Source organism: Pontiella desulfatans, assembly GCF_900890425.1.
GTDB lineage: Bacteria > Verrucomicrobiota > Kiritimatiellia > Kiritimatiellales > Pontiellaceae > Pontiella > Pontiella desulfatans.
The window spans coordinates 617,388-641,104 of the sequence record NZ_CAAHFG010000001.1 but is presented as its reverse complement, the minus strand read 5'-3'; the positions used below and the strand labels follow the sequence as shown (position 1 = coordinate 641,104).

Below are 23,717 nucleotides of genomic sequence, written 5' to 3'. Positions count from 1 at the left end.
TTTTATATCTTTCGGCGCTTGGATTCGACCCAGTCCCTACGCCCTTTAATCTGGGTTTCGAATTCCGGAGGCATGGAAACGGCTAGATCCAATATCTCCAGGATTTTCCCGGCTTTATCCACACACGCATCGCGCTCCGGGCCATCCAAAGCCAAACCTTCGGCACACTCCTTTTTCAACCGGTCAACCACGCGCATCAGGCAGTCGTTGCCCACCCGTTCGGCGGTCCGCGTGCTTTCCTCGCGCAGCTTGCTGAACACCTCGTGCTCCAGATACCGATGGCATAGGTTGTAGGCAAGAATCAGTTTTTTGGCATCGCTCAGATCCAGCTCATCCCCGGGTTTGAGACGGTCGGTGATCTGCCGGTATTGATTCAGGCCGGCATCCAAATCCGCCGCGCTTTTCAACGAGGCCTCAACGCACAGCCGATCCACCAGTGGCAGGACCCGATCTATTTCCCCGAAGCCGAGTTGCCGTTGCTCAAGCCCGCTTTTCCAACCACTGCAATGGGTTAGGAACTCAAGATTCGTCCATGTGCTGGAAATCGCCTCCAGCTGGCCGTAAAGATAGCTCGACACAGCGGCCAGCGGCGGAGGTTCCCCATAATAGTTCGGCACGGGGGCATCAATGGTCGTCCTTAGCGGCTGCATGACCCATCGTTCAGGTTCACACACCTTGGACTCGCCAGACTCCGTGTAGTTCGTCAAAACGGTGCCAACCTGATCAATCAAGCCTTGGTAGACGCTCCACATTTGCTCCCGGTAGTTGATGATTCCCCCGATTTTGGCGCACACGTCCGGGGCAATGCCTTCACCGGGATACAGCGCGTCGATGGATAGCTTCATCTCCTTTTCCTTGAACTTGGAAGGGGCGTCAAACGAGCTGTTCTCCAAATCGGTCCAGATATAGGAAATACTCTGGGTCTCATCCTGATACAACCTTGCCTTTTCGACAAGGTCCGCGGCTGCGACCGTCAGTTCAGCCGGGAATTCAGGTGCCTCGAGGCCGATCCCCTGCAACAGGGAGGAAACGGTGGCATACGAGGCCATCAGCTTGTCGCTTTCATTCTTGAGCGCCCCGAAGGAGAGCGAGGTGGAAAAATCAAACTCCAACCGCTCAATCGAGCCTCTTGCCTCCTCCATCCGTTTTTCATATTCCTTCAGCAACTCGACATTCATTTTTTCCAGCTTGCCGCACTGGGAATAGTATTCATCCAACTGCTTGCAGAACGGCACCAGGCTTTTGAACTTCGAATCTTTCGCCAGCCCGGCAAACCGATAGGCTTTCTTATCAAAGGAGGCATCATCCCGAATAATCGCCTGGATCCGATCGATATTCCGCTGACGAGCCGACTCTTCCTCATTCCGTGGTGGTTCGGTTGGGCGCAAGGGCAGATCGGAAACACCGGTTTCCTGAGTGGTTCCGGCAACAGAGGGAGAAGATTCATCCGGCTCTACGGATGGCCCGTCCGAGCCTCCGGGCTTCAACACCAAGAAGAGGGCGGAAGAAATGAGCAGCAATAGCACCACCACCAACACAGCCGGCAGGGCGATCGGCTTCCTGCCTCCGGACTCCTGCCCCTTCTTTTCTAAAACGCATTCGATGTCGCCAATGAGGAATTTTACGCCACACGGGACTTCCATGTCGGGGCTTTCAGGCTGCAACTCCCCCTTCAAGAACAGCCGGACTCCGTTAACGCTTCCCAGATCATGGACGTTCAGGACCTCGCCCGCTTCCAATTGCAATCTGCAATGGCGCCTCGACACCCCCGACGAATCCAGCGTGATATCGCATTCGGGGCTCCTGCCCACGGTATACTTCCGGTCGCGCTCGATCTCGAATTCAGCGCGCCCCCCGGCTCCTTTGGTCTTCAAGCAATAAACCTCGGGGACTTCAACATCGAAACGAAGCTTGCTTTCCCGGAACGTGACTTCCAAACCAGAGTCAATATTGATTTCCGCCCCCGAAGCCAGTTGCTTCCGGCCGCTCTTGTAGACCACGGGATTCCTGCCGGTGTTCTTGAGCGTTGGCGAACCTCCACGAAACGAGACTTCGAACTGGTGCCGGGAAACGGATTGATCACCCTCGCCGAATCGAATGTCCGCCTCGCCGCCTCGGCCAATGGTGATGGTCGATTCCGACATCTTGACCAAAGGAAGCTCCGTGGAATTACCGCCGCCATCGGTTTCCGTTAGTCGCAACACTGCATTAGAGTCCATAACAACACCTGCATTCATACCTAATCGGAGACCGCATCTATCGCCCTTTGCCTGGTTTTGTAGATTTTGCCTTGCTCTTCATGAGCCTTTGGAGTTCCACCGGATCGATGTAGCTGGTCTCATCCCCACGGTCGCCAACGGACGCAACCGTATGTCCGGCATCGCCCCCTTTTAGCGAAGTCCCCGAGCGAGCCGCTCCCTTTTTGCCGAAGGGGCCGGACTTTGCTTTCATGAGCTTCTGGAGCTCCGCCGGGTCGATATAGCTGGTTTCATCTTGCCGACCGGCACCATCCGAAACCGACATGCCCGATTCCCCCGTCAAAATCTTTTGAAGTTCCGCCGGATCAACATAGTTGGTTTCATCCCCTTGGTCTCCAACGGGCAAAGCTTGGTTCCCGGCCTTGCCCTGCGGTTGTTCGTGGAATCCCATCGTCTCAACAACGACCGTGTCATCCTCGATACCGGCTTCCGACGGCCCCGGCATAGCGGCCTCTTCATCCCCCGAAGCCCCGTCATCGCCCACGTTCCGCTCCGCATTTATAATCGTCGGGGATGGCTTGCTTTGCTTTGGAAGGATCAACTTTCCCGACAGGGACTGCCCCAGGATTTTCTCGTGGTCTTGATCAGCTTCATTCTTAGGAACCTGCTCCACTTCGCATGCTTGCCCGTCGGGCCGAGGTTGAGCCTCAGGCCCATCAAAGTCAACAAGGCTGGTTTCATCCGGTCGACCGGACGGCTCGGTTGCGCTTGTCGGAGCCTGCGGGGGCGTATTGCCCCGGCTCTCCTCGCCGGGGTCATCCTCAATAGGCTTCCCTTCGGCATTCCCGGAACGGCCTTTAGCACCCGCATCAATCGGATCTTCGGCCGGCCCCGATCCGACAACCTCGGCCGGAGCGGATTCCTCCAACTCCGTGGTGGGGGTTGCCGAATCCTCATCGGCATCCGGGCCATGCCCCAGCCCGCCTGAAGATTTTTCCCCCATGCAGTCAACCTGTATGAAAGAAGAACGTCCCAAGCAGACCTGGCAGCCGTCCTCGACCGTGGCGGCGCAACCCTCTTCAACGGCGGTTCCGTTCAGCAAGGTTTTATGCCGGGCTCCGAGATCGAACAGCTTCAAGACCCCATCTTCGCCAACGCTGAAAAAGCAGTGCTTGCGGGATACCAACGGATCATTGAGAACAATCTCGCAGGTTCGGGTTCGCCCCACCACAACCTTGTGGCCACGCGACAACATCACCTTGAACGGAGGCCTTGCTCCATCCCTAACCGTGAGCATCCAATGTGTTTGCATCCTCATGTCACGCCCTAGCATCACGACAACACCGATGAACAGGTATGGAATCCCTATTCATCGAATTATTGTTTATCCAACTCAACCCGGAGATCAATCGCCGTCTTGAAAATTTTGGCCAGTTCTTTCTTCACGACAGAGTCCTCGGCCGGCCAACGCTTCGCGTTCCACATCTCAATGTTGCTTTCGATCTGTTTCTTGCGGTGAATCCACTTGAAGTCGCGGTCGTTTTGCAGGTCGCCCTCGGAAAGCTTACCGCAATAAACGAGCACCAGGCCAAGGCGATCGCAACGTTCATCGAGTGAACTCCCCGGATTGCCTTTCATGAGTTGCAGCGGATAGCGCCCCAGCAATTTTTCCAAGCGGCCCATGAGACCTCCCAAAATCAATAGGTCAACCTCCTCGTAGATCGCGCTATCCTTAGCCAATTCCTTTCGGTTGTCGCTCGGGAACGTATCCACCGTCAGCAGGTCGCGGTTGGGATTGAGCCGGGGCTGGGACGATTCCGACGGATCGCCATATTCCTTGCCCTTCGCCCAGATCACGGCTTCCAGGTCATCGTTCACAAAATCCTTCGTCAGGGCAAACAACTCCATCGCCCGCTCGCCGCCATGGTCGCAAGAGACCTTGAGATCGACCGAAACGCGCTTTTGCCGTTCCACTTCCTTGCAGGGGTAAATGTCGACCGCCTGCTCGTGGATGGTCTGGTGTTCGCTAAAGTCCAGGCCTTTGATTCCATAATTCGGGTTCGGCTTGTGCGCGATGCGCTCCGTCCCCCGCTCAAGCGGTTTGACCGGGGTGTAGACGGGGTCTTTTTGCTCTACCGAATAATCCGACACCTCCCCCGAAACCACATAGTCGGTCTCGCCGGGAACCGGTGGAGGGAGCGACTCCTCGTCCAAGGTCTTGCCGCCGGGAACGGTGACGGCCCAGGCATAGGCGTTGCCGGAGCGTTCAAACGATTGCGCGGCCAGCAACCGGAGCTCCCGGCCGAGTTTACGCTCATCGGATTCAAAATCGTAGATGACCAACCGGCGCGACAGGAATTCCCCGACTCTCTTCTCCACATCCACCATAAGGTCGGCGATGTTCTTGCTCCAGGATTTCGCCTGGGTGTTGGGCTCAATGCCGGCTTCCTTGCAGAAATCAATCATTTCCAGCGCCATGCATCCGTAGACATGGGAGATGCCGAAAAAGTCCTCGCTATACTTCGAGTTAGCCCGGTCAAGATAATGCTTCATGGCCTGGTCGAGCACGATCCGATAGCCAACGCCGATCGCCTTCACCAAGTCCGCCCTGCGCGAAGCATATTGTTCCTTCACCACACCGACTTTTTCCCGGGCAAGTTGATAGGCCTCCCAATAGGCCCGGTTCTCCCCCAGCTCGGTAATCCGTTGGCGCCAATTGTTGCCCAGCGTATCGATGGTATCGTCCATAACCGCGTCGAAACGCTTGGGCATACCGCTCTTCACCTTAAAGGAATTGATTGTTGTATAGATCTTGAACAACTCGGGTTCCTGGGCCTCCGGCTCGCGTCGCTTGCAATCGACCAACCACTCGCGCACCAACCCCACCCAATGCACGGTGGCTTCTTCCAAGACGATCTCTTTCAGGCTCCCAATATCGCCATAGGCCATCAGGGCGGGAATTTCATCGAGCGCTTTGAAATAGTCGCGTTTTTGGCGGTAGGAATCCAATCGAAGCCGCGCGTTCTCGCTTTCCTTCTTCAGGTTGGTCAGGAACAATCCCGACTCGGTCAACTCACGTTCCCACGGGGTCGATGCCTTCGCCCCTTCGAATGAAAGCTTATCCTGGGAACGGCTCCAAAAATCCCGGAGCGCCATGAGCTCCTTCTGTTTGAGCACCGAAGCGGCACCCATCCACTGGTCCTCCTGGACAACAATCACCCGCTCCAACTCGTTCACATAGTTTTGCCACTGATCGAGCTTCTTGATGCCTTCGGCGGGCTTGACGACCATGCGCGACTTCAATTCGCTACTGGCAATCTGCTCCTGATAGCTCTCAATCTGCTTGCTGAAGGCATGGTAGTCGGCCTTCTGGCTGGCATCGTCCAGAATGGCCTTGCAACGCACATAGCCCAAATAGGGGTTTTCACTGATCGGCGGCGAAATGGTTCCGCATCCGGCAATCAACAACAGCAACGATGGCACGGCAAGCCGAACCCTTCTCCTTCTCGCATTTTTCATATCCAGCTCCTTGAACGTCTATCCTTAAAAATCATGGAACGGCAACGGGCGCACCACCCGGAAACCATATATGGATTCGCCGCCGATTTGGCCGCCCGACCAAGGCATCACCTGGGCAATGGAACAACGGCTTGCCGAGCCCCCACCCCGGGTAACCAGGTCGACCACCATCTGGCCCTCCGGCTGATCGGCGAGAGAGGCCATGCAGATTTCTTCAACGTTGCCGCACATGTCGTAAACGCCAAGGGGATAGGCATGGGCGGTATCCTTCTCGCGCGGCTCGCTCTTTTCATAGTACCAAACCAACTCGTTCTTCCGGTCTAGCGACGGCGCCATCTCCTGCCAACTCTTCCTGCCCGACTCCGGCCCGAAATCGAAGCCGAACCGGGCGGCATACTCCCATTCGTAGTCGAAGGGCAAACGGTAGCCATCCCTGCGCAAGTCGAGCGCCCACCCGCCGCTTTCCGTGCGGGAATACAGCTCCTCCAGCCCATCGGCCCGGCTTAACCAGTTGCAGAAAAGGATCGCCAGGTCCTCCGCCCCCTCGTCGAAGGGGCCCGACCCAGTAAAGCGCTTCGTCGGGAAAATGCTCGCCCTCTCGCCTGCTTCCAGCGAATCCTTGAAACAGCGTATGACCTGCTTGGAGACCTCGGTCTTCGAGAGGTAGAACGGATTGCGCACCTCCTCGCCGGTAAAGCCATCGTCCCCCATGGGAGATTGCCTGAAGCCATTGGGCACGAGAACAAAATCGAGAACCTCCTCGCGCGTCACCGTCCCTGTTTCCGACGTCAGCTTCAGGCGCCCGTTTTCGGGGAACAGCTTCGCCTTATGGGTGAAGGGCAGGGTTCCAACCACCCTTCTCAGATATTGGCCGGCTGCGTCGTTGGGCATCGTTTTCCAAACCTCGAATCCGGTCGACTTGCGCAAGGGAAGATAATCCGCCACCCCTTGCCCCTCAGGAAGCTCAACATCCATCCTGGCTTCAATGTTCCCCGTCATGGACGCGAAAATGGAGTCCACCTTCGATGTGCCGATGTCGAGCGCATGGCAGGGAAGCGCGGCGAAGAACTGCCCGCGGGCAATGGCCAGCAAATCGGTGGATCCATCCGCAACCGCATCCATCACATAGGCAATCTGCTTTTCCCAGAACACCCTTCGGGCCTTCAGCACCTCCGGCTTGCCGGAACGCTCGTCCTCAATGATTTCAAAATAGGTTTTCAAGCGGGCTTCACACGCTTTGGACAAACCATTGTAGTCGATCACCTCGGGATAGTTGCGGGCCTCGTCCTCGATGTCTTTGACCAGGTCTGAAACATCGACCTCCTTCGCAAAGATACTACCCAGCCCCTTCTTTTCGTCCACGGGCACGACCTGCGGTTCGGCAACGACTTCCGGCACGGGCACGGCCTCCACCACGGGAACAGGTTCCGCCACCGGATCGGCCGGTGCGACCGGCTCCGCGACGGGGGCGGATGCCACGACAGGCACCGTCTTGCCCAGCGCGGGGAATTTATTGTTTATCAGCGCCAGAAGGGCATCGCGTTTCCAGATGCCCACTCCAGCCGCAGCGCCGAGCAGGAAAAGCACCAGCACAAACACGACGCCCCGCCCTTTGCCCTTTCCTTTGGCCACGCGCCCCTTCTTTCCCGGGCGGAGATCGCCGGGATCAATGAACCGGGAGAGGTCGGCCGCTTCGCCCTGAACCAGGGTTGCGCTGCGTAGCTTATCGATTTCGCCTGCGGGGAAGGCGAAGGAACGGCAGAGCACATCCGCAACATCCTCCCACATCGCGGCCGCAGAGGCGTAGCGGGTTTGGGGATCCTGCTGGATGGCCTTTTGGACAATGTTGATCAGGTCGTGGCATTGCTTGAACGATTCATGGCCATAGTTGATCCGGTATTCCTTCTTGCCCTGGGATCGTTCAACCATCTCCACGATGGCATCCTTGTCGTTCTTCGGCAGACGGGGAAAGGCCGGCTGGCCGGTCAATGCCTCGTAGAAAGCCAATCCAAGGGCGTAGATATCGGTCTGCGGCGTGCCGCGGTTGTTGGTGGTGAACATTTCCGGCGCCATATAGTAGTAGGTGCCGGGCAGCTTGCCGGAGGTTTGCGTCCCGCTGACATCCTTGACAATGCCCATGTCCAGGATCTTGGCCGTGAAGGGGTCGTCCTCCGGCACGTGCAGGTTGGAGGGCTTGATGTCGCGGTGGATGATGGGGTTTTCGGCGTTATGCAGGAAATCGAGGGCGGAGAGATATTGCAGGAATAGCTTGAGCGTGAACGCGGTATCCATTCCGCTCTTGTTCTCGGCAACCGCCCGGTTGAGGGTTTCGCCTTCGAGGTATTCGAGCACCAGGATCGAGTTCCGCGAACCCGACGAACTTACCGTTTCAAAATAATCCAGATATTTGACGATCGCCGGATGCGAATATTGGCGCAGCACGCTGGCTTCCTTAATGAAACGCTTGTTTGGCCGGTTCGAATAAAGGCGCTTGACCGCCACCAGTTCCTTGTCCGACTTTTTCCGGCTCAGATACACCTCGCCGAAGCCCCCGGCCCCCAGTCCATCAAGCAACTCGTATTCTTCGACATTCTGGTGATTGATGGTGCGGTTGCGAAGGGTGCCCAGTTCCGAACGAACCTTTGCAAAGGTTTGGTAGCGCTCCTTGTGGTCGGCAGCCAGCCCCTTGCTGAAAAAGCGCGACAAGTGCGATACGACCCGGAAAACGATGTGCTTGTTCGAAAGCCGCGCATCCCCGGCCTTCCAGCGGTTCAGGTATTCCAACTCCTGGCGCTCGCCGAATTTGGGATAGGGCAACGCACCGGTAATCGCTTCGTGGAAGCAGGCGAACAGGCTGAAGATATCCGAAACCATGTCGCCACGGAAATTGGGTTCGTCCCGCAGAACAAAATCGGGGGCCATGTAGTCGAACGACCCCATCATGCCCGAACCGCCGGTATGGGTGCTCTCGGAATCCATGCGGGATATGCCGAAGTCGATCAACTTGGCCGTGCCATCCTCCAGAATGAAGATGTTGGAGGGTTTGATGTCGCGGTGGATGACGTTATGCTCATCATACGCGTGGATCAGGCCATCCAGGCACTGCTCGAAGATATCGCGCGCCTTTTCCCAGGGCATCCCCTTGGGATAGTCGGCAATCATTTCCTTGAGCGTCTTGCCTTTCAGGAATTCCATCACCAAATAGCGCTTGGACTCCCCCCACTCGCCTTCAACCTCGAAGACGCCGCGGTATTCCACAATATTGCGGTGGGACAACCGTTCGAGAATCTTGATTTCCCGCTGGAACCGCGCTTCGGACACATGGTCGCTGATATCGTGGGTGAACAGCTTGAGGGCAACCTCTTCCCCGGACGTCTCGTCGCTCCCGTGAAACAGCATCGCCTGCCCGCTCTGGGCCAGCTTGGAATGGATGGTATAGCGATTCGCCTGCGTATCGCCCTCGGCGGCCTGGGTTTCCATGGTGGCATCGACGGCTTCGAGCTGATCCTGAATGGAATCATGGTCGATGAACATGGTGGCGGCGGTTTCCGGATCGTGGGTTTCATCCTCTTCGCCATACAGGGATTCCGACGAGGCGTCCAGCTCCTCGGCCAAGGTGTACTTTAGCACGGTCTTGCCTAATTGAATTATGTCACCATGTGCAAGTTCGGCGTTTTCAACCTGATCGCCGTTTACGCGGGTCGGATTTGACCCGCTCACGTTTTTCACCTGAACCGCCCCCTCGACCTGCACAATCGAACAATGCGCTTTCGAAACCGTTAGATCGCTTAGGATCGCATCGTTGTCTTCCGTTCGGCCAATGTTTACCGTTTCCTGGGAAAATTCCCAGGACATCCCGGTTTCAGGACCATCGCAAACTTCGATGAAAATTTTTTTCAAATTATCCATAGTACCACTATCTACCTATACCGTTGGCAGTGCCTACTCCTGCTCCAGGCCATCCAAGGCCGCCAAGAATTCCCTTACGGCGGTGGAATCCAATGTTTTTGAATCATAGGCCCTTGTTCTTTGCCGGGGCGCCTGGGCAACTAGCAGATCCCGTGCCTTGTTAAACCGTTCAATGGCCGCACCTTTTTGCTCCAGGGCTTCCGCCGCGACAATCCCTTCCGCCTCAACCGAACGGGCAACCTGCGCAATCTCCATTGAAAGCCCGTTGAGCGTCTCGATGATTGCGGCAACCGTGGAAGCCGACAGCCGCGACATGCTTTCCACCTCAACCGGATAGCGCTCGTTTTTACCGACCCAACGCCGGAAGCCCTTAACCCTTGTCTCCAACGCATCGAAGCGTTCCATAAGGGTCTTGGCATCCCCGGCGGGATCTGCCGAATAGTGGCACAAGTCCTCAAAAACGGAACCGCCATCGGCCTTGAAATAGGCCAGCGAATCGTTCACCTCGGTACTGAAGCGGTCAAGCTCGCCGAACACGCGCAATTGCATGGAATATATTTTCCGGCAATAGGCATTCGCCAAGCCGGCGCCCGGTGCCGGCCAGGCATTGGAAACTTCAATAACAATCCGACCGCGGCCGATCAAGGCAACCAAGTCCGCATACGCCTGCTGGTAGGCTCCAAATTCACCCGCCGCATCGAACGAGGAACCAGAGGCTGCATCCCAGAAATCCTTCCAAGCCTGGATGGCCTCGAAATCCTGTTCATTCTTGACCGATGCATACCGCTCCGGGGACGCCTTCGCTGCACGATAGGCTCCAGCCCAGTCCCCCGTCTGGACGGCATGGTCCAGAATATCGGCCATGGAACCGCTCGGGATTCCCGAGGCTTGGCTGGACTTCGAAACAGCCCTTTCGGGTACAACCAACCCATTCGGACGCGGCTCCTCGATCGCATTTTTAGCGCGCGGTGTCAGGAAATAGACCACTGCCAGGACAACGACCACCCCCAGCCCCAGCCAAACTCTCCAACGACTGGAAGACGTTGCATCGTCGGCCACGGTATGCAACCCCGTATTCTCCATCCCGGCGGTTTGAATGCTCACCAAATCTGAACTATCGGTCGTTTCGCGCGGAAGCAAGGATTCGGTTGCTGCCGTTTCCGGCGTATCGGTGATGGAAGCATCACGTGGAAGCGGATTTTCAAACGGGATCGCGGCGGCTCCCTCAGGTAATTCGCTGCACTCATCAACCCGAACAACAACCACTGAGATATTGTCCCGCCCGCCCATTTTGTTGGCTTCGTCCACCAAGGTCTGGGCAATGGATTCAGGACTTCCCGCTTTCTTCGCACCAACGATTTCTCCAATCCGACTATCCGAAACCATATTCGAAAGTCCATCGGAGCAAAGAATCCAGATATCCCCGGCCTGCTGGTCGGAATGGGTCACCTCAAGGGAAACCTTTCGTTTCAGCCCCAGCGCATTGGTGATCAATCCCTTGAACTGGCTCGGAATCTCCTTGCCGTCATTGTTCCCGATGGCCTCCTCAATGGAATGGTCGGTCGAAACCTGCCTCAGCCCGCCGCCCCTGTAGAGATAGATGCGGCTGTCGCCCGCATGGAGAATATAGGGTGCCCACGGATAATCCTCCGACAACACCAGTGACACCAACGTGGTGCCCGTCCCCTTAACCTGATTCTGCTGAGCCCAGTTGAAAATCCAATCGCTAGCCTCGTTGGCGGCATCCGCAATGCACCGGATCTTTTCATCGAGCGGCATTTGGGGCGAATGGGTTGAGAGATGCGCCTCGATCAACTCAACGGTCTTTTGACTGGCAAGATCGCCACCGGACGCCCCTCCCATACCATCCGCCACGCAACAAAAACCGTATCGATCCATAATCAAGATCGAATCTTCGTTTTTCTTGCGAACGCGGCCGGCGTCCGTCGCACCACCACAACTCAACCTCAATGAATACATACCACCCCATTGCAACCTGCCACAGACTTTCAGCGGAAGGATTACCCATCTATATATTTATATACTTGCCGGTTATTTTTGCATCCCCGAAGTACTACAACAAGAAAAACATTAGAATTACTCGACCGGCAGATTGTAAATCAAACAGTCCAATATTAGAGAAAGAAAAAACCCATGCCAAAACGACCGATTTCTACAGCGCCTAAACCATAGGAAAAGAATCTCGGCATGGGACAGGAAGAAGGGACGCTCTTCCGGAAAGAACAAAAAAAAACGCCGGCTCCACTTGCTGGATGCCGACGTTTTTCAATGCCTATGGAAGAATCAGGCGTCTTCGAAAAGCCAGGTCGAGAGATAGCGCTCGCCGGTGTCGCAGATGACGGTGACGATCAGCTTCCCAGCGTTTTCAGCCTTTTTCGCAAGCTGAACGGCGGCGAACACATTGCCCCCGGCCGAGATGCCGCAAAGGATACCTTCCTCCTTGGCCAAACGACGCGCCATGTTGCCGGCGTCATCGCCATCGATCTGGATAATCTCATCGATGATGTCGGTATCGAGGTTGTTCGGGATGAACCCCGCCCCGATGCCCTGGATCTTGTGGGGCCCCGGCTTGCCTCCGGAAATGACGGGCGACTGGATCGGCTCGACGGCAACGGCCTTGACGGCCGGATTCTTTTCCTTCAACCCGGCACCAACCCCCGAAATAGTGCCACCGGTTCCAACACCGGCCACGAAGATATCGACCTTCCCGTCCGTATCCGCCCAGATTTCCTCGGCCGTGGTTTTACGATGGATCTCCGGATTCGACGGATTGTCGAACTGCTGGAGCATGATGGCGTCGGGATTCTTTTCGACCAGCTCCTCCGCGGCGGCAATGGCCCCGGGCATGCCTTTTTCAGCCGGCGTCAGCACCAGCTGGGCGCCAAGCACCTGCAACAGGCGCCGCCGTTCGATGCTCATGCTTTCGGGCATGGTGAGGATCAGCTTATATCCTTTGGCCGCGGCGGTGAACGCCAAGGCAATGCCGGTGTTGCCGCTGGTCGGCTCAATCAGTGTGGCCCCGGGCTTGATCAACCCCTTGGCCTCGGCATCCTCGATCATGGCCACTCCAATACGGTCTTTCACGCTGGAAAGCGGATTGCGCGATTCCAGCTTTACAGCCACCGTGCCCGGCAGGCCTTCCGTGATCCGGTTCAGCCTTACCAGCTGGGTATGTCCGACGGTTTTCGTGATGTCATCATAGATAGGCATGGCATATCTCCTGTTATTAAATACTGAAATTGATCGGTTGGTTTGCGGTGCGTTTCACATAGTCGTCGTGCAGCTCCTGCAGGGTGATCTTCGAGAAGTAAACCCGAAGCTGGTCGCTGGCGCCCTGCCAAACGCGCTGAACCACGCAACTGTCGGAATTGCTACAGCCTTCCGCAAGGCAACCCACCAGATTTATATCCCCTTCCGAAGCGGAAAGAATGTCGTAGACGGTGATGTCGGCCGGGTCCTTGGCCAAGCGGAAACCGCCGCGCAGACCGCGCACACTGTTCACCAGTCCGGCGTTTTTCAGCGGAACAATGATCTGCTCGATGTAGTCGGTGGAAATGCCTTCCTGCTCGGAAATACGCTTCTTCGGCACGGGCTGGTCTCCCTGAAGCCGGGAAATGCACAGCAGGATGCGGGTGGCGTAGCGTCCTTTGGTCGAGAGTTTCATGCTTTTTTTCTCCTGTTAAACTGTGAATTGTTTATAGCTTTTATCATCTATAAAGATGATCCCCTTACCCGTCAAGTCGATTGTTGGAAAAACCTGTAAGGGTTTTAGGGAGAAGCCAAGGGAAAGCCCCGAGAAGCCAAAACCGACGCCACACATCTCACGACGGCCGTGGCGAGATGCGTGGCCCCGGATTAGTAGTCGTACCGCCAGTTGGCGCCGATTCCGGGGCGCATCTTGGGGCCGGTGTAGGTTTCCAGGGAAAAGTGGCGGGTCACCTCGAATTCAGCCATGAGGTCGGTCTGTCCGCGGGCGTCGAGCGACCGGCTGACTTCGACATAGAGGCCGGAGGAGATATATTTTCCGGCCACCACCTCGGAGGCCTCCCCGGCGACTTCGGATTCGCGCCACTCGAGGGTATCGACCCCCACGGCCTGGCGCACCTGGTACATGAAGCCCGGGCCATTCAAGCCCCCGGAAAGCTGCCGTGCGGCGGCGGCGATCTGATAGGCCTGGTAGGGCGAGATCGAGCTGGTATCGCGATTGAAAAGCACGTGGGAGAGCACTTCGTCCTCCGGCATGGCGGGCGTCGACTCCAGCCTGAAACGAGGATCGTTCGCCCGGCCATTGAGCACCAGGCGCGCGGTTACATCGCGGCGGGAATATTCCGATGTCAGGTTGTCGAGGATGGCCTCCGTCGGCACCGCCCCGTCAAACACAATGTCGCCATCGGTGAAACGGAACTTCTTGCCGATAAAGTTCACGAATCCGCGGCGGGGCTCGATCTTGCCCTTCACGGAAACCCCGCGCGGGGTATCGGTGATGAGCAGGTTGCCCACCAGCAGCGTCTCGATCATGGATGCATTCACGAACACCTGGGGGAGCTCGACGCGCACATCCAACCCAACCGGAGGCGGCTTCCGCACCTTTTGCCCGGCCACGGCCACGGCATTGGTCGGTTGCTCCTCCAAATTGGTTAGAACCGGCGGAGGTGCGGAAGGAATGTTGTCGAGCAGGATTTCGGCGCGGTCGATAACGAGCGTCCCGCTGATATCCGGATGGAACGGACTGCCCTCCACCTTAAGCAGGCCGGAGACCTTTGCCTCGATTTCGTCGCGCCGGATAATGTTCGCACCATCGAACACCAACTGCAGATCAAGCCCTCCCTTGCCCAGACCGCCTTCCATTCCAACCGCCCCCGAGGCCCCGTCGGTGGCGATGGCATGGCCAACCTCGAAGCCCCCCGGAACAGCATTGAAGCCGGCATCGAAATCGCGGAAAAGGATGCCCCAGTCATAGTGCTCGTAGCGGCCATCCGCGATCCAGAGATATCCATTGGGCGTCTGGTTGGAATAGGTTATTTCGGTGGTGAGCAATCCCCCGATCAACTGGTTCTGGAACATGGCCAGCTGGTTAAAGATGCCCAGATCCAGGTCGGCTTCCACGCGGGCGTCGGCCGCGCGGAGGGATGGTTTGAAGTGGAACGGCGCAATGGAAAAACCACACGGAATGGCAGCGCTTGCGGCAAAGTGCCCGCTGGCATAGTTCGTCAACGTGGTGTCAGCGAACAGCCGGCCATCCTTCACACCGGCGTTGATGCCGAAGTCGAGCTCCGGAAGTTCATCGAGCGCCTCCTGCGCACTGGAAAATCCCTCCACCCGCACGCCGGCAACGACGGAGGGATCTGCCAACGATCCCGTCACCGAAATATCGCCCCGCACCGTTCCGGTAAAGTTGGAGCTACCGGCGATCGGCAGCAGGGCAACATCGAACTCCTTCAAGGCGCCACTTAGCGAGACCTGTTCCGGATCCACGGTGCCGGCCAAGGTAAAGGCCACGGCATTCCACCCCTCGATTTCCAGCGTTCCAACATCCACCCCCCAGGTTCCGTTGCTCGTCGAAACCGCAACCAGGCCGTGGATTCCGTAGTGGTTGGTGCTGGCATCGGTGAACGAGGAATCGAGCGACACATCGATCAGCCCGGGCGAGAACGCCAGCGCCAGCTCGCCGATGGCGGAATAGTCCGTATGGATGAATTCAAACTGCCGGAGGCGCAAGTTGCTGCCGGCAAACTGCAGCATCGTCGAGATTCGCCCGAGCCGGCCGGCCTCGCCCACATCGGCCTCAATCCGCGCCTCGACACCTTGTGCATTGATGGTGGCCGAGCCCTGTCCCGACAATCCATCGAGCCCAAAGGTTGGATTCGACATCTGCTGCAGCGCAACCTTGATCCCCAGGTTGTCCTCCGCACATCCGGTCAGCAGGGCATCGAGTTCCACCCGCCCTTCGGCATCGCCACCGACCATCAGCTCACCATTCAACCGGCCCGAAGAAAGATAGGCAATGCCTCCGGAGTGCACGGTGTATTCCAATGGAATTCCGGCCACGCCGCGTTCCAGCCTGAAGCGCTTGATATTGAGCCCGTCCAAATGCATTTCATACGGCTGGAACTCGGTTCGTTCCCGCGGCCCGGCCACCGGGCGGCCACCGGATTTAGGGAACCGGTGCAGCACGATTTCCTCCGCCCCGAGCCGGGCAAACCGGATGCGCTCGTCCAGCAGCTCGCGGATCATCCAGCGGCAATGCAGGTTGCGGGCGGAAAGCCACACCCCGTGCCCATCGCCGATTTCGAATTCGGCGATGTTCAGATCGCCGGGGATCCATCCGGTGATCCCCCCGATCCGGACATCCAGATGATCCGGCGAACTCAACAGCTTCGACAACGCAGAGGCCACCGCCGTCTTGCCCGGCGGCGTCTGGATCAAGGCGAACAGGAGCACCGGCAACAACGCCAGAAGCAGCAACAGCTTCAATAGCCTGGATATTCGTTTCTTCATCGCACTTCGGAATTCGACATTCCCTGTTCGTTATTCGTCATTCTAAAAGGCCTGCCCCAAACTAATGTAGAACTGTACGCGTTCAACCTGCGAATCGTCGGCATTGAGCGGATAGGCCATGTCGGCGCGCAAGGGGCCGATGGTGGTGAACCAGCGCAAGCCGATTCCGGCACCGTAGCGCAACGACCGGTTTTCGTCGTGCAGCAGATCGTTGTAGACCGTGCCGCCGTCGATGAAGACCACATAGCCCAACCGGTTGCCGGGCTGCATGCGCAGCTCCGCCGAAAACTCCAGCAGCTTGTCGCCGCCGGTCGGGGTGCCGTCCAGCTTGGGACCGACCGCCTGGTATTCGTAGCCGCGGATGGAGCCGCCGCCGCCGGCATAGTAGCGTTCGTCGGCCGGCACCGAATCAATCGCTCCGCCATCGATGCTTCCGAGGGTTAGGCGCAGCGCGCTCGACAGGCGGTATTTGTCCCAGAGCAGGAAGTAGTCGCGGCCCTCGAGATAGGTCTTGAGGAACGAGTCGTTCCCATGGGTGTCCTCGAACCAGGTTGACCGGCCGAACAGCTGGTGGCCGCGCATGGGGTTCAGCCGGTCGTCGCGATAGTCGAACACCGCCTGCAAGGGAAAGAGCACGTAGGCATAGCGATCAACCAAGTCGAACTGCTCCACCTTGGAGAACGAGTATCCCAGGCCAAGACCGCCCTGGATCTTGGCGGTGAAATCGCGCAGCACCATGCCGCCGGCGCGAACCTTTTCGGCATCGTAGGCATCCGGGGTTTCGATGGTTGCCGTGATATCCAGAACCAACGACTGGTTGGCATCGAGAAAGCCGGAACGGGTCAGCTTGCCTTCCAGCTCGGTCTCGATGGGGTTCCAGCCCAGGGACGATTCCAGCCGCTCGCCGCCGCCAAAGACATTGCGGTGCTCCCAATAGATCCGGCCGCCAGGGCCGATATCGGAATAGTTCACGCCCAGCCGGATGGTTCGTTGGTCGCGCTCGTTCACGGCCACCCGGATGGGAATGGCATTGGTCTCGGCGGAGGGCTGTTGCGGGGAAACGCGCGCCGAACCGAACAAGCCGCTACCGAGCAGCTTGGTTTCGAAATCGTGGACATCCTTGTCGTCGTAGCGGCGCCCCTCCCGCCAGGGAACCTGGCGGTGGATATATTTGGGTTCCAGGCTTTCCAACCCCTCAACCACCACCGGGCCGAAATAGGCCAGCAGGCCGGGATCGAACTCCAGCAACAGATCGACCTTTTTGTTTTCACGATCCACCGCGATGGTGCGCCGCGCCAGCTTGGGGAACGGGTAGCCCCGGCGCTTCATCAAATCCAGGATGCGCTGCTGCTCCCCGAACACGTTGGCCGCCACCACCCGGTTTTTCCGGCGCACCATTGGCTTGATCTTCTGCAACAGTTCGTCCGGTTCCCCCGAAAAACGCAACTCGACGTTGCGGAAGCGGTATTGCTCGCCTTGGTCCACCCGGATGTAGACGCGTGGCGGACTCTCCTCCACATCGAGATCCATCGTCACCTTGCCGTCATAGTAGCCGCGCGATTCGAGGATGGTTTCGATGCGGGTAATATCCTTTTCCATGCGGTGGCGCAACTGGCCGACGGTCGAAGGAGGACGCCTGCGCATCGTGACGGTCATGGCGGTTTCCTTGATGGCCTTCTTCACCGTGCCGTCCTTGGCCCCCTTGATCTTGACCTTGTAGACGATCCCTTCGTCGTCCGTTTTCATGGAAGCGCATCCGGCGCATGCCAGCACGCACGCCGCGACAACGATTCTATGGAGGAGCCATCTCATAACCACGCGAACAAGGTATGAAATTCCAGGCGCAAGGTCTACGAATCCCGCAAACTCTTTCCCATCGATTTACTGCGCAGCTGGCCGCATGCGGCGTTGACATCCACGCCCTTCGACCAGCGGACGGTGGTATTGATGCCGGCCCGTTCGAGTTGCTTGATGAAATACTCAACCGTTTCCCGCGCGGAGGTTTTTCCTTCGTATTCCTCGATCTCGCTGAGCGGGATCAGGTTCACGCGGCACGGGAATTTCGTGAGCAATCCGATCAGCTCGCGGCAGTCCTCTTGCGAGTCGTTCACATCGCGGATCATGGTGTATTCGAAGGTGATGATGCGCTTGGTGTTCCGGGTATAGAGGCGGCAAACCTCCATGAGTTCCTCGAGCGGCCACGACTGGTTCACCGGCATGAGCGAATCGCGAACCGTTTCCGATGGCGCATGCAACGAAACCGAGAGCTCCACCTGCAAGCCCTCGTTTTCCAGCCGCTGGATGCCCGGCACCACCCCGCAGGTGCTGATGGTGATGCGGCGCGCACCCAGGCAGAAGCCGTCGGGATCGTTGAGGATGCGGACGGCCCGCATGACTTCGTCGTAGTTATCGAACGGCTCGCCGATCCCCATGAAAACCAGGTTGGTGATGCGGTCGCCATATTCGCGCTGGGCGGCCAGCGCCTCGCCGACGATCTCGCCGGCCTTCAGGTTGCGCTTCACGCCCAGCTGCCCGCTGGCGCAAAAGGCGCAGCCAAACATGCAACCCACCTGGCTCGACACGCAAACCGTGCGGCGGTCGGGCGCGGGAATGAGCACCTCCTCGATCAGCTCGCCATCCACCAGCCGGCTCAAGATCTTGCGGGTGCCGGTGCTCGACTCCTGCACCTCCACCTTTTCCAAGGCCTGGAAGACAAAGGCGGCCTCCAGCCTGTCGCGCAACGCCTGCGGAATGTTCTTCATTTCGCCCCAGCCCTGCACCTCGTGGTGGTAGAGCCACTGCCAGATCTGCTTCGCGCGGAACTTTTTCTCGCCCGCCGCCACGATCCACTCCTCCAGCTCGGAAAGAAAGATGCCGTGGATGAATTGTTTTTCGCCTGTTTCCATAACGCGGCGGAGTAAGGCAGAAACGAAGGAAACTTGAAACCTGAAACTTGAAACAATAAACTGCGTTTTATGAAAATTCACCTTGGAGTGCTGGGGCCGCACACGACCACCGAAGAGCAATACCGGCTGGGCGTGGAGGTCGGCCAGGAAATCGCGAAAGCCGGGGCCATCCTCTTTTGCGGCGGGCTCGACGGCATGATGCGCGCCGCCGCCGAAGGGGCCAAGTCCGCCGGAGGCCAGACCGTCGGCATCCTGCCCGGCACCGACAAAACCACGGCCAACGAATTCATCGACATCGGCATCCCCACCGACCTCGGGGCCTACCGCAACGCCCTGCTCGTTCGCTCCTGCGATGCCGTCATCGCCGTCCACGGCGCCTACGGCACCCTCTCCGAAATCGCCTTCGCCCTGCGCCTCAAAGTCCCCGTCGTCGGGCTCCACACCTGGACGGTCTCCCGCGAAGGCCACCCCGACCCCGGCATCCACGTTGCCGAATCGGCAAAGCAAGCCGTTCAATTGGCGCTTCAGCTCGCGCGCACGCCGTAACGCCTAAACCATGAACCGGCGGCGAATAAACAGAATGGCCGCGCCGCTCAGAACGACGAATCCCAGGGTTGCCGGTTCCGGAATCACCTCGGCGAAGGCCGCGCCGGAAATCCCCCCGCTCTCGGCATTGGCCGCATCGGCGTTGGTGATGTCCCAGATATGCTTGACGTTGACCTCGCCGGAGCGGTCGGAATATCCGGCAAGACGCTTGCCGGATTTATCGATGTCCAGGAAAAAGCCGCCGACCGAATCGGTATTGGAAATCGTTCCCCGCAGCGAGGAGCCAACACCGATGGTTGCAATTCCGTCGTAGTCGCCCGCATTGGCGTTGGACCCCCACCCCATGAAATTGGTGATCGACCGCGACTCTCCGACCGCCATGTTGTAGCTTTTCGCATTGTAGGCCGCGAGTTCGATCAGGCCACTGTCGGCCGACAGCTTGTAGGCCCCCACCGTCGCGGTCATGCCCAGCACATCGGTGGTTCCGATAAAGTCGTAGGTGCCGGCCGTATCGATGACCAAGTAGCTCAGGTAGGAGTTTGGGTTGGCATCGTTGGCCAGCTGGGTGGCCGTATCCAGATCCACGAACGTACCCGCCGATGAGGTGAAGGTGAGCTTGTTCACGCTTTTCTTTTTGTTGGTTGCACCCACCATCACAACCACATCGCCCGCCGCAACGGTCAGCGCATTGGTTAATGCCCCAACGCTTGCGGACATGTTGCCGAGGTTTGAATAGGTTGTGGTAATGGATGCCATTGCGCACTGCGCCCCCATGGCGGCACTCATCAACAACACGGTATTTCTCTTCATTGCTTTTCTCCTGTTCTCTATTGAAATCAAGGGTTGTATTCGACATTCACGCGAATGAAGCCGGCGCCGGCTGCGACCGGCAGCCGATTCGTGACAACATTGAACGCGGCACCGGATCCGCCCGCACCCACGAAGACGAAGCCGCCGTTTGTCCAGGAACCGGAAAGGTCGCCGGTGGTTTCGACAACATAGCCAAGACCGCGCGCCTCGGCATCGTTGCGCTCGTAGTGGACATACTCCAGCCCGCCCTCAACGACCTGGTATTCCGGCCAGTTGCCGGTGGTTGCCGGATTGGTTGGATTGGCGCCGAAGGCATAGAAAAGAAGATTGTCTTCGATGTTGGTGCTTCCAACGGAAGGATAGTCCGCCAGCCAATCTTCATAGAGCGATGCGGGTGTCGCGGTGGCCGTCAGCAACGAGAACACGAGGTTGTCGGTGATGGCCGCATCGCCAAGCGCCCAGGCCGTTCCGCCGTTGGTGGTCTGCACGGCATAGCGCAGCAGGTCGATCCGGAACAAGGGGTGCAGCATGCCGGCCACCGTGCCCGCCATTTCGCCGCCGCCATTCGGTGTGTAGAAGAGCTTGAGAGAACCGGCCGCACCCCGGCTATCGAGATCGAGCACCATGCGAACGCTGAGATTGGTGAGTTGGTTTCCGGCAAAGGTGGCCAGGGTCTGGTTCGCGCCGTTGGCATCGGTGAGCTGCAGCAGGAACTCGTTGGCGGTTCCGTCGTAGCGGAGGCGGAAGGCCGCATCCTGGTTGCCGTCGGCCTCGGAGCGGATGCCGAAGCCGATGTTGGCCGACCCATCGGCGGCATCCGTGTTGGCGAAGTCGGCCGAGACATAGTCCCAGCCCACCTGGAACAAACCGGAGGTGGCGCCTGCCTGGCTCGAAGGCGCGGTGGTCTTGAATGCCGAGGGATCGGCGCCGTCCCACGCCCAGCGCGTGGCATTGTTCGAGATCGAAACAATGGCATCGTCCCCGAAGGCCGCGCCCCCCACGGCCCCCACGCTAAGCGCCTCGGAAAGCCCCGCCCCGTTGGCCAGCCCGTCGAAATACCAGCCGTCGATCACGGTTTCGCTGGGGGGCGGCGGCGGATCGCCGAGCTTGCGGAGCACGAGGTTGTCGGTAAAGAGTTGGTCGCCGGCGGCCCAGTTGGCACCACCATTGTAGGTCTGCACCACGGCACGCAATTGATCAAGCGCGAATCCGGCCACCAGCTGGCCGGTATGCGCCAGCACCTCTGAGGCGCCGTTCTTGCGATAGTAGACCTTGAATGATCCGGCGGAGCCGCTGGCAGCCAGATCGTAGACGGCACGCACCGCCAGATGATCCAGCGTGGTTCCGGAGAAAGAGGCCACGTTCAAATTGTTGTTGAGGGCGTCCTTCACCTCCAGTCGGTATTGGGCATTTGATCCTCCGCCGCTGACAAAGGTCAGGCGGAAGTAGGCATCGTTTCCACTGCCGTCCTTGATCCCATAATTCACCCGTCCGGTTCCGTTGGACAAAGCGGATGTCGCCGTGAAGTCGGCATCGAGGAAATCGACCGACAATTGGAAGAGGCCGTTGCTTGCCCCGTCGTAGGAGGAGCTATCCTTGCCTTGGTACATGCTGTCTGCAACACCATCGGACCGCCAGCGCACCGTCCCGTTCCCGATGGACGCGAGAGCATTGTTGTTGAAGAACACACCACCCACCACGCCGGTGCTGACCCCCTGCGCCAGCCCTGCCCCATTCGTCAGCCCGTCGTAGTGCCAGGCATCGACCACCTCGGAGGTGTTCGGATCGTCAGCTACGGATGAAACCAAACTGAAGACGACCGATTCATCGTTGGTTAGGGACAGGGCAGAGGCATATTCCTGCCCCTGATAGGTCACGGTGATATCGTACTCGCCCTTGAAGGCGCGCAGGCCGGTGCGGCCATCAAGACCCGAAGCGAGGGTGGCATCGGTGTTGAAGCGGATCCGGTGGAGGTAGTACCAAACCAGTCCATGGATGGTGGGTCTTCCAGCGTAGTCGACCAGCGCTTCGGTATCATCGTTGATGGCATTCCAGGCATTGAATCCGGTGACGAGAGGATGACTGAAATATTGCGTCATCATCTCCTCGGTAATCTGTGAGCGCTCTTCCTCGGTGTAGATATATTCCATCCAATCCCCGGGATCGGAATCCACCACTTCGAATTCAGTGCCGGCCATTTCCAGACCGTAGGCGTTGCCCCACTCTTCGAGACGGTCATAAATCAGCTGGGGTTCGCGGCGTTCCAGCTTGATGCGACTTTGGAAGCCGATACGATTAAGCGGCGCATTGTTAGCGATTAGACGGTCAATTTCGGCCATATAGCCATCACGACGGTTAATGTACGAATTCTCACTGCGGTTTGAGCTCATGGCGGAGATAATCTGGTATTCATTGATGAGCAACTTGCAGTCCGCCGAAACCTTGTTGCTTTCGGCAATTTCAAACCAGTCCGCCATGACATCATAGTCGTCCAGCGCATCCTGAACACGGTGGTTGCCCAATGGTTCGTTGATGACATCCCACTCGTAGACATCGTGCTGGGAAGCCCAGGCCTCCATCTCTGTTTTGATGGTCAGTTTCAAGTCATCGCGCAGGCCATCGATCACGGCCTGCGACGATCCGTTGGTCAGTGCAGCTTCCACGGCTTCGACATCGGCCAGCACCGCCGAGGTGAGATGGTTGTTGTTGGTGTTGCCCGGCCAGATCAGCAGGTGGCCGCGGATGGGCAGATCGTTCGCCGCCGCCCAGCTTTTCACGGCTGGCAAATAGGGATGGATTCCGGTCAGGCGCGGCTTGAATCCATTATTCAGGCCAACCGCATTGAACATCGAAAGCAACCGCTCCTTGTAGGTGGATGTCGTCATGGTCGGAGGAAGCGTTACCCCGTCAAAATCCTTGGCGGAAAAGGTGCCACCGAATTTGAAGTCGTTGCGCTTGAGTTTCACGTCAACCTGCGCCCCTTCGACGGGATCGCCGTTCATATCGACCACCTGGATGCCCAGCTCGGCTTTCCGATGGGTGTCAATGCGGCCATAAGCATCGGAACGCCACTGCGCGGAGTTGGTTGGATAAACCACCGCACTCAGTTTTGTGATTTCATTGGAGGAGAGCGTCATTCCGAACTCGGCCTCGATCTGGCCTATTTCAGCCGCGGTCAAAGAACCCGCCCGCGCTGTCAGCGCAAGAAAAATGACGAATGCCAGTGATGCAATGATTTTCATGAAAGCTCTTCCTCTCTTACGAGACCCGACGGGTCTTCACCCAAAAAGCCCCCCGCGCAAACGGGAGG

At 58.1% G+C, this 23,717-nt stretch carries 13 protein-coding genes; 1 reads left to right on the top strand and 12 read right to left on the bottom strand.

All coding sequences use genetic code 11. The features are described 5' to 3' along the window. Positions 1 to 2: 2 nt before the first annotated feature. The 10 genes from E9954_RS02410 to rlmN form a co-directional block, all read right to left on the bottom strand. On the bottom strand, positions 3 to 2,219 hold the full coding sequence (locus tag E9954_RS02410) for an FHA domain-containing protein (protein ID WP_168441902.1): 2,217 nt from the start codon (positions 2,217 to 2,219) through the stop codon (positions 3 to 5). Positions 2,220 to 2,256: 37 nt separating this feature from the next. After that, positions 2,257 to 3,516 (bottom strand): FHA domain-containing protein, encoded by a 1,260-nt coding sequence (locus E9954_RS02405; protein ID WP_168441901.1) that lies wholly within the window; start codon positions 3,514 to 3,516, stop codon positions 2,257 to 2,259. A gap of 59 nt (positions 3,517 to 3,575) precedes the next feature. After that, a complete protein-coding gene (locus E9954_RS02400) occupies positions 3,576 to 5,717 on the bottom strand; it encodes a hypothetical protein (protein ID WP_136077648.1) in 2,142 nt (713 codons plus the stop codon). Between the two features lie 24 nt (positions 5,718 to 5,741). Then, positions 5,742 to 9,617, bottom strand: a complete 3,876-nt coding sequence (locus E9954_RS02395) for a protein kinase domain-containing protein (protein ID WP_168441900.1) — start codon at positions 9,615 to 9,617, stop codon at positions 5,742 to 5,744. A gap of 42 nt (positions 9,618 to 9,659) precedes the next feature. After that, a complete protein-coding gene (locus E9954_RS02390) occupies positions 9,660 to 11,606 on the bottom strand; it encodes a PP2C family protein-serine/threonine phosphatase (protein WP_136077646.1) in 1,947 nt (648 codons plus the stop codon). 324 nt (positions 11,607 to 11,930) lie between these two features. Next, positions 11,931 to 12,857, bottom strand: a complete 927-nt coding sequence (cysK, locus tag E9954_RS02385) for a cysteine synthase A (protein WP_136077645.1) — start codon at positions 12,855 to 12,857, stop codon at positions 11,931 to 11,933. Between the two features lie 16 nt (positions 12,858 to 12,873). Further along, complete coding sequence (locus tag E9954_RS02380; RefSeq protein WP_136077644.1) at positions 12,874 to 13,311, bottom strand: RrF2 family transcriptional regulator; 438 nt, start codon at positions 13,309 to 13,311, stop codon at positions 12,874 to 12,876. 191 nt (positions 13,312 to 13,502) lie between these two features. Continuing rightward, a complete protein-coding gene (locus tag E9954_RS02375) occupies positions 13,503 to 16,145 on the bottom strand; it encodes a translocation/assembly module TamB domain-containing protein (protein WP_136077643.1) in 2,643 nt (880 codons plus the stop codon). Between the two features lie 42 nt (positions 16,146 to 16,187). Beyond that, entirely contained in the window at positions 16,188 to 17,891 is a 1,704-nt protein-coding gene (locus E9954_RS02370; RefSeq protein WP_168441898.1) for an autotransporter assembly complex protein TamA, read from the bottom strand. A gap of 104 nt (positions 17,892 to 17,995) precedes the next feature. Further along, on the bottom strand, positions 17,996 to 19,051 hold the full coding sequence (gene rlmN / locus E9954_RS02365; RefSeq protein WP_136077641.1) for a 23S rRNA (adenine(2503)-C(2))-methyltransferase RlmN: 1,056 nt from the start codon (positions 19,049 to 19,051) through the stop codon (positions 17,996 to 17,998). A 69-nt stretch (positions 19,052 to 19,120) separates the two neighbouring features. On the opposite strand from rlmN, the gene E9954_RS02360 reads away from it, so the two are divergent. Further along, complete coding sequence (locus E9954_RS02360) at positions 19,121 to 19,597, top strand: TIGR00725 family protein (RefSeq protein ID WP_136077640.1); 477 nt, start codon at positions 19,121 to 19,123, stop codon at positions 19,595 to 19,597. Positions 19,598 to 19,600: 3 nt separating this feature from the next. Here E9954_RS02360 and E9954_RS02355 read toward each other — a convergent pair whose 3' ends face one another. Both E9954_RS02355 and E9954_RS02350 read right to left on the bottom strand, forming a co-directional pair. Then, complete coding sequence (locus E9954_RS02355) at positions 19,601 to 20,407, bottom strand: hypothetical protein (protein ID WP_136077639.1); 807 nt, start codon at positions 20,405 to 20,407, stop codon at positions 19,601 to 19,603. A gap of 26 nt (positions 20,408 to 20,433) precedes the next feature. Further along, a complete protein-coding gene (locus tag E9954_RS02350; RefSeq protein ID WP_136077638.1) occupies positions 20,434 to 23,649 on the bottom strand; it encodes an endo-1,4-beta-xylanase in 3,216 nt (1,071 codons plus the stop codon). Positions 23,650 to 23,717 lie beyond the last annotated feature (68 nt).

What these genes read in the sequence shown, in the direction of transcription:
- E9954_RS02360 (WP_136077640.1), top strand. Translation starts at nt 19,121, where the DNA reads ATGAAAATTCACCTTGGAGTGCTGGGGCCGCACACGACCACCGAAGAG.
- E9954_RS02370 (WP_168441898.1), bottom strand. Translation starts at nt 17,891, where the DNA reads ATGAAAACGGACGACGAAGGGATCGTCTACAAGGTCAAGATCAAGGGG.
- rlmN (WP_136077641.1), bottom strand. Translation starts at nt 19,051, where the DNA reads ATGGAAACAGGCGAAAAACAATTCATCCACGGCATCTTTCTTTCCGAG.
- E9954_RS02380 (WP_136077644.1), bottom strand. Translation starts at nt 13,311, where the DNA reads ATGAAACTCTCGACCAAAGGACGCTACGCCACCCGCATCCTGCTGTGC.
- E9954_RS02355 (WP_136077639.1), bottom strand. Translation starts at nt 20,407, where the DNA reads ATGAAGAGAAATACCGTGTTGTTGATGAGTGCCGCCATGGGGGCGCAG.
- E9954_RS02405 (WP_168441901.1), bottom strand. Translation starts at nt 3,516, where the DNA reads ATGAGGATGCAAACACATTGGATGCTCACGGTTAGGGATGGAGCAAGG.
- E9954_RS02375 (WP_136077643.1), bottom strand. Translation starts at nt 16,145, where the DNA reads ATGAAGAAACGAATATCCAGGCTATTGAAGCTGTTGCTGCTTCTGGCG.
- E9954_RS02390 (WP_136077646.1), bottom strand. Translation starts at nt 11,606, where the DNA reads ATGTATTCATTGAGGTTGAGTTGTGGTGGTGCGACGGACGCCGGCCGC.
- E9954_RS02350 (WP_136077638.1), bottom strand. Translation starts at nt 23,649, where the DNA reads ATGAAAATCATTGCATCACTGGCATTCGTCATTTTTCTTGCGCTGACA.
- E9954_RS02410 (WP_168441902.1), bottom strand. Translation starts at nt 2,219, where the DNA reads ATGGACTCTAATGCAGTGTTGCGACTAACGGAAACCGATGGCGGCGGT.
- E9954_RS02400 (WP_136077648.1), bottom strand. Translation starts at nt 5,717, where the DNA reads ATGAAAAATGCGAGAAGGAGAAGGGTTCGGCTTGCCGTGCCATCGTTG.
- cysK (WP_136077645.1), bottom strand. Translation starts at nt 12,857, where the DNA reads ATGCCTATCTATGATGACATCACGAAAACCGTCGGACATACCCAGCTG.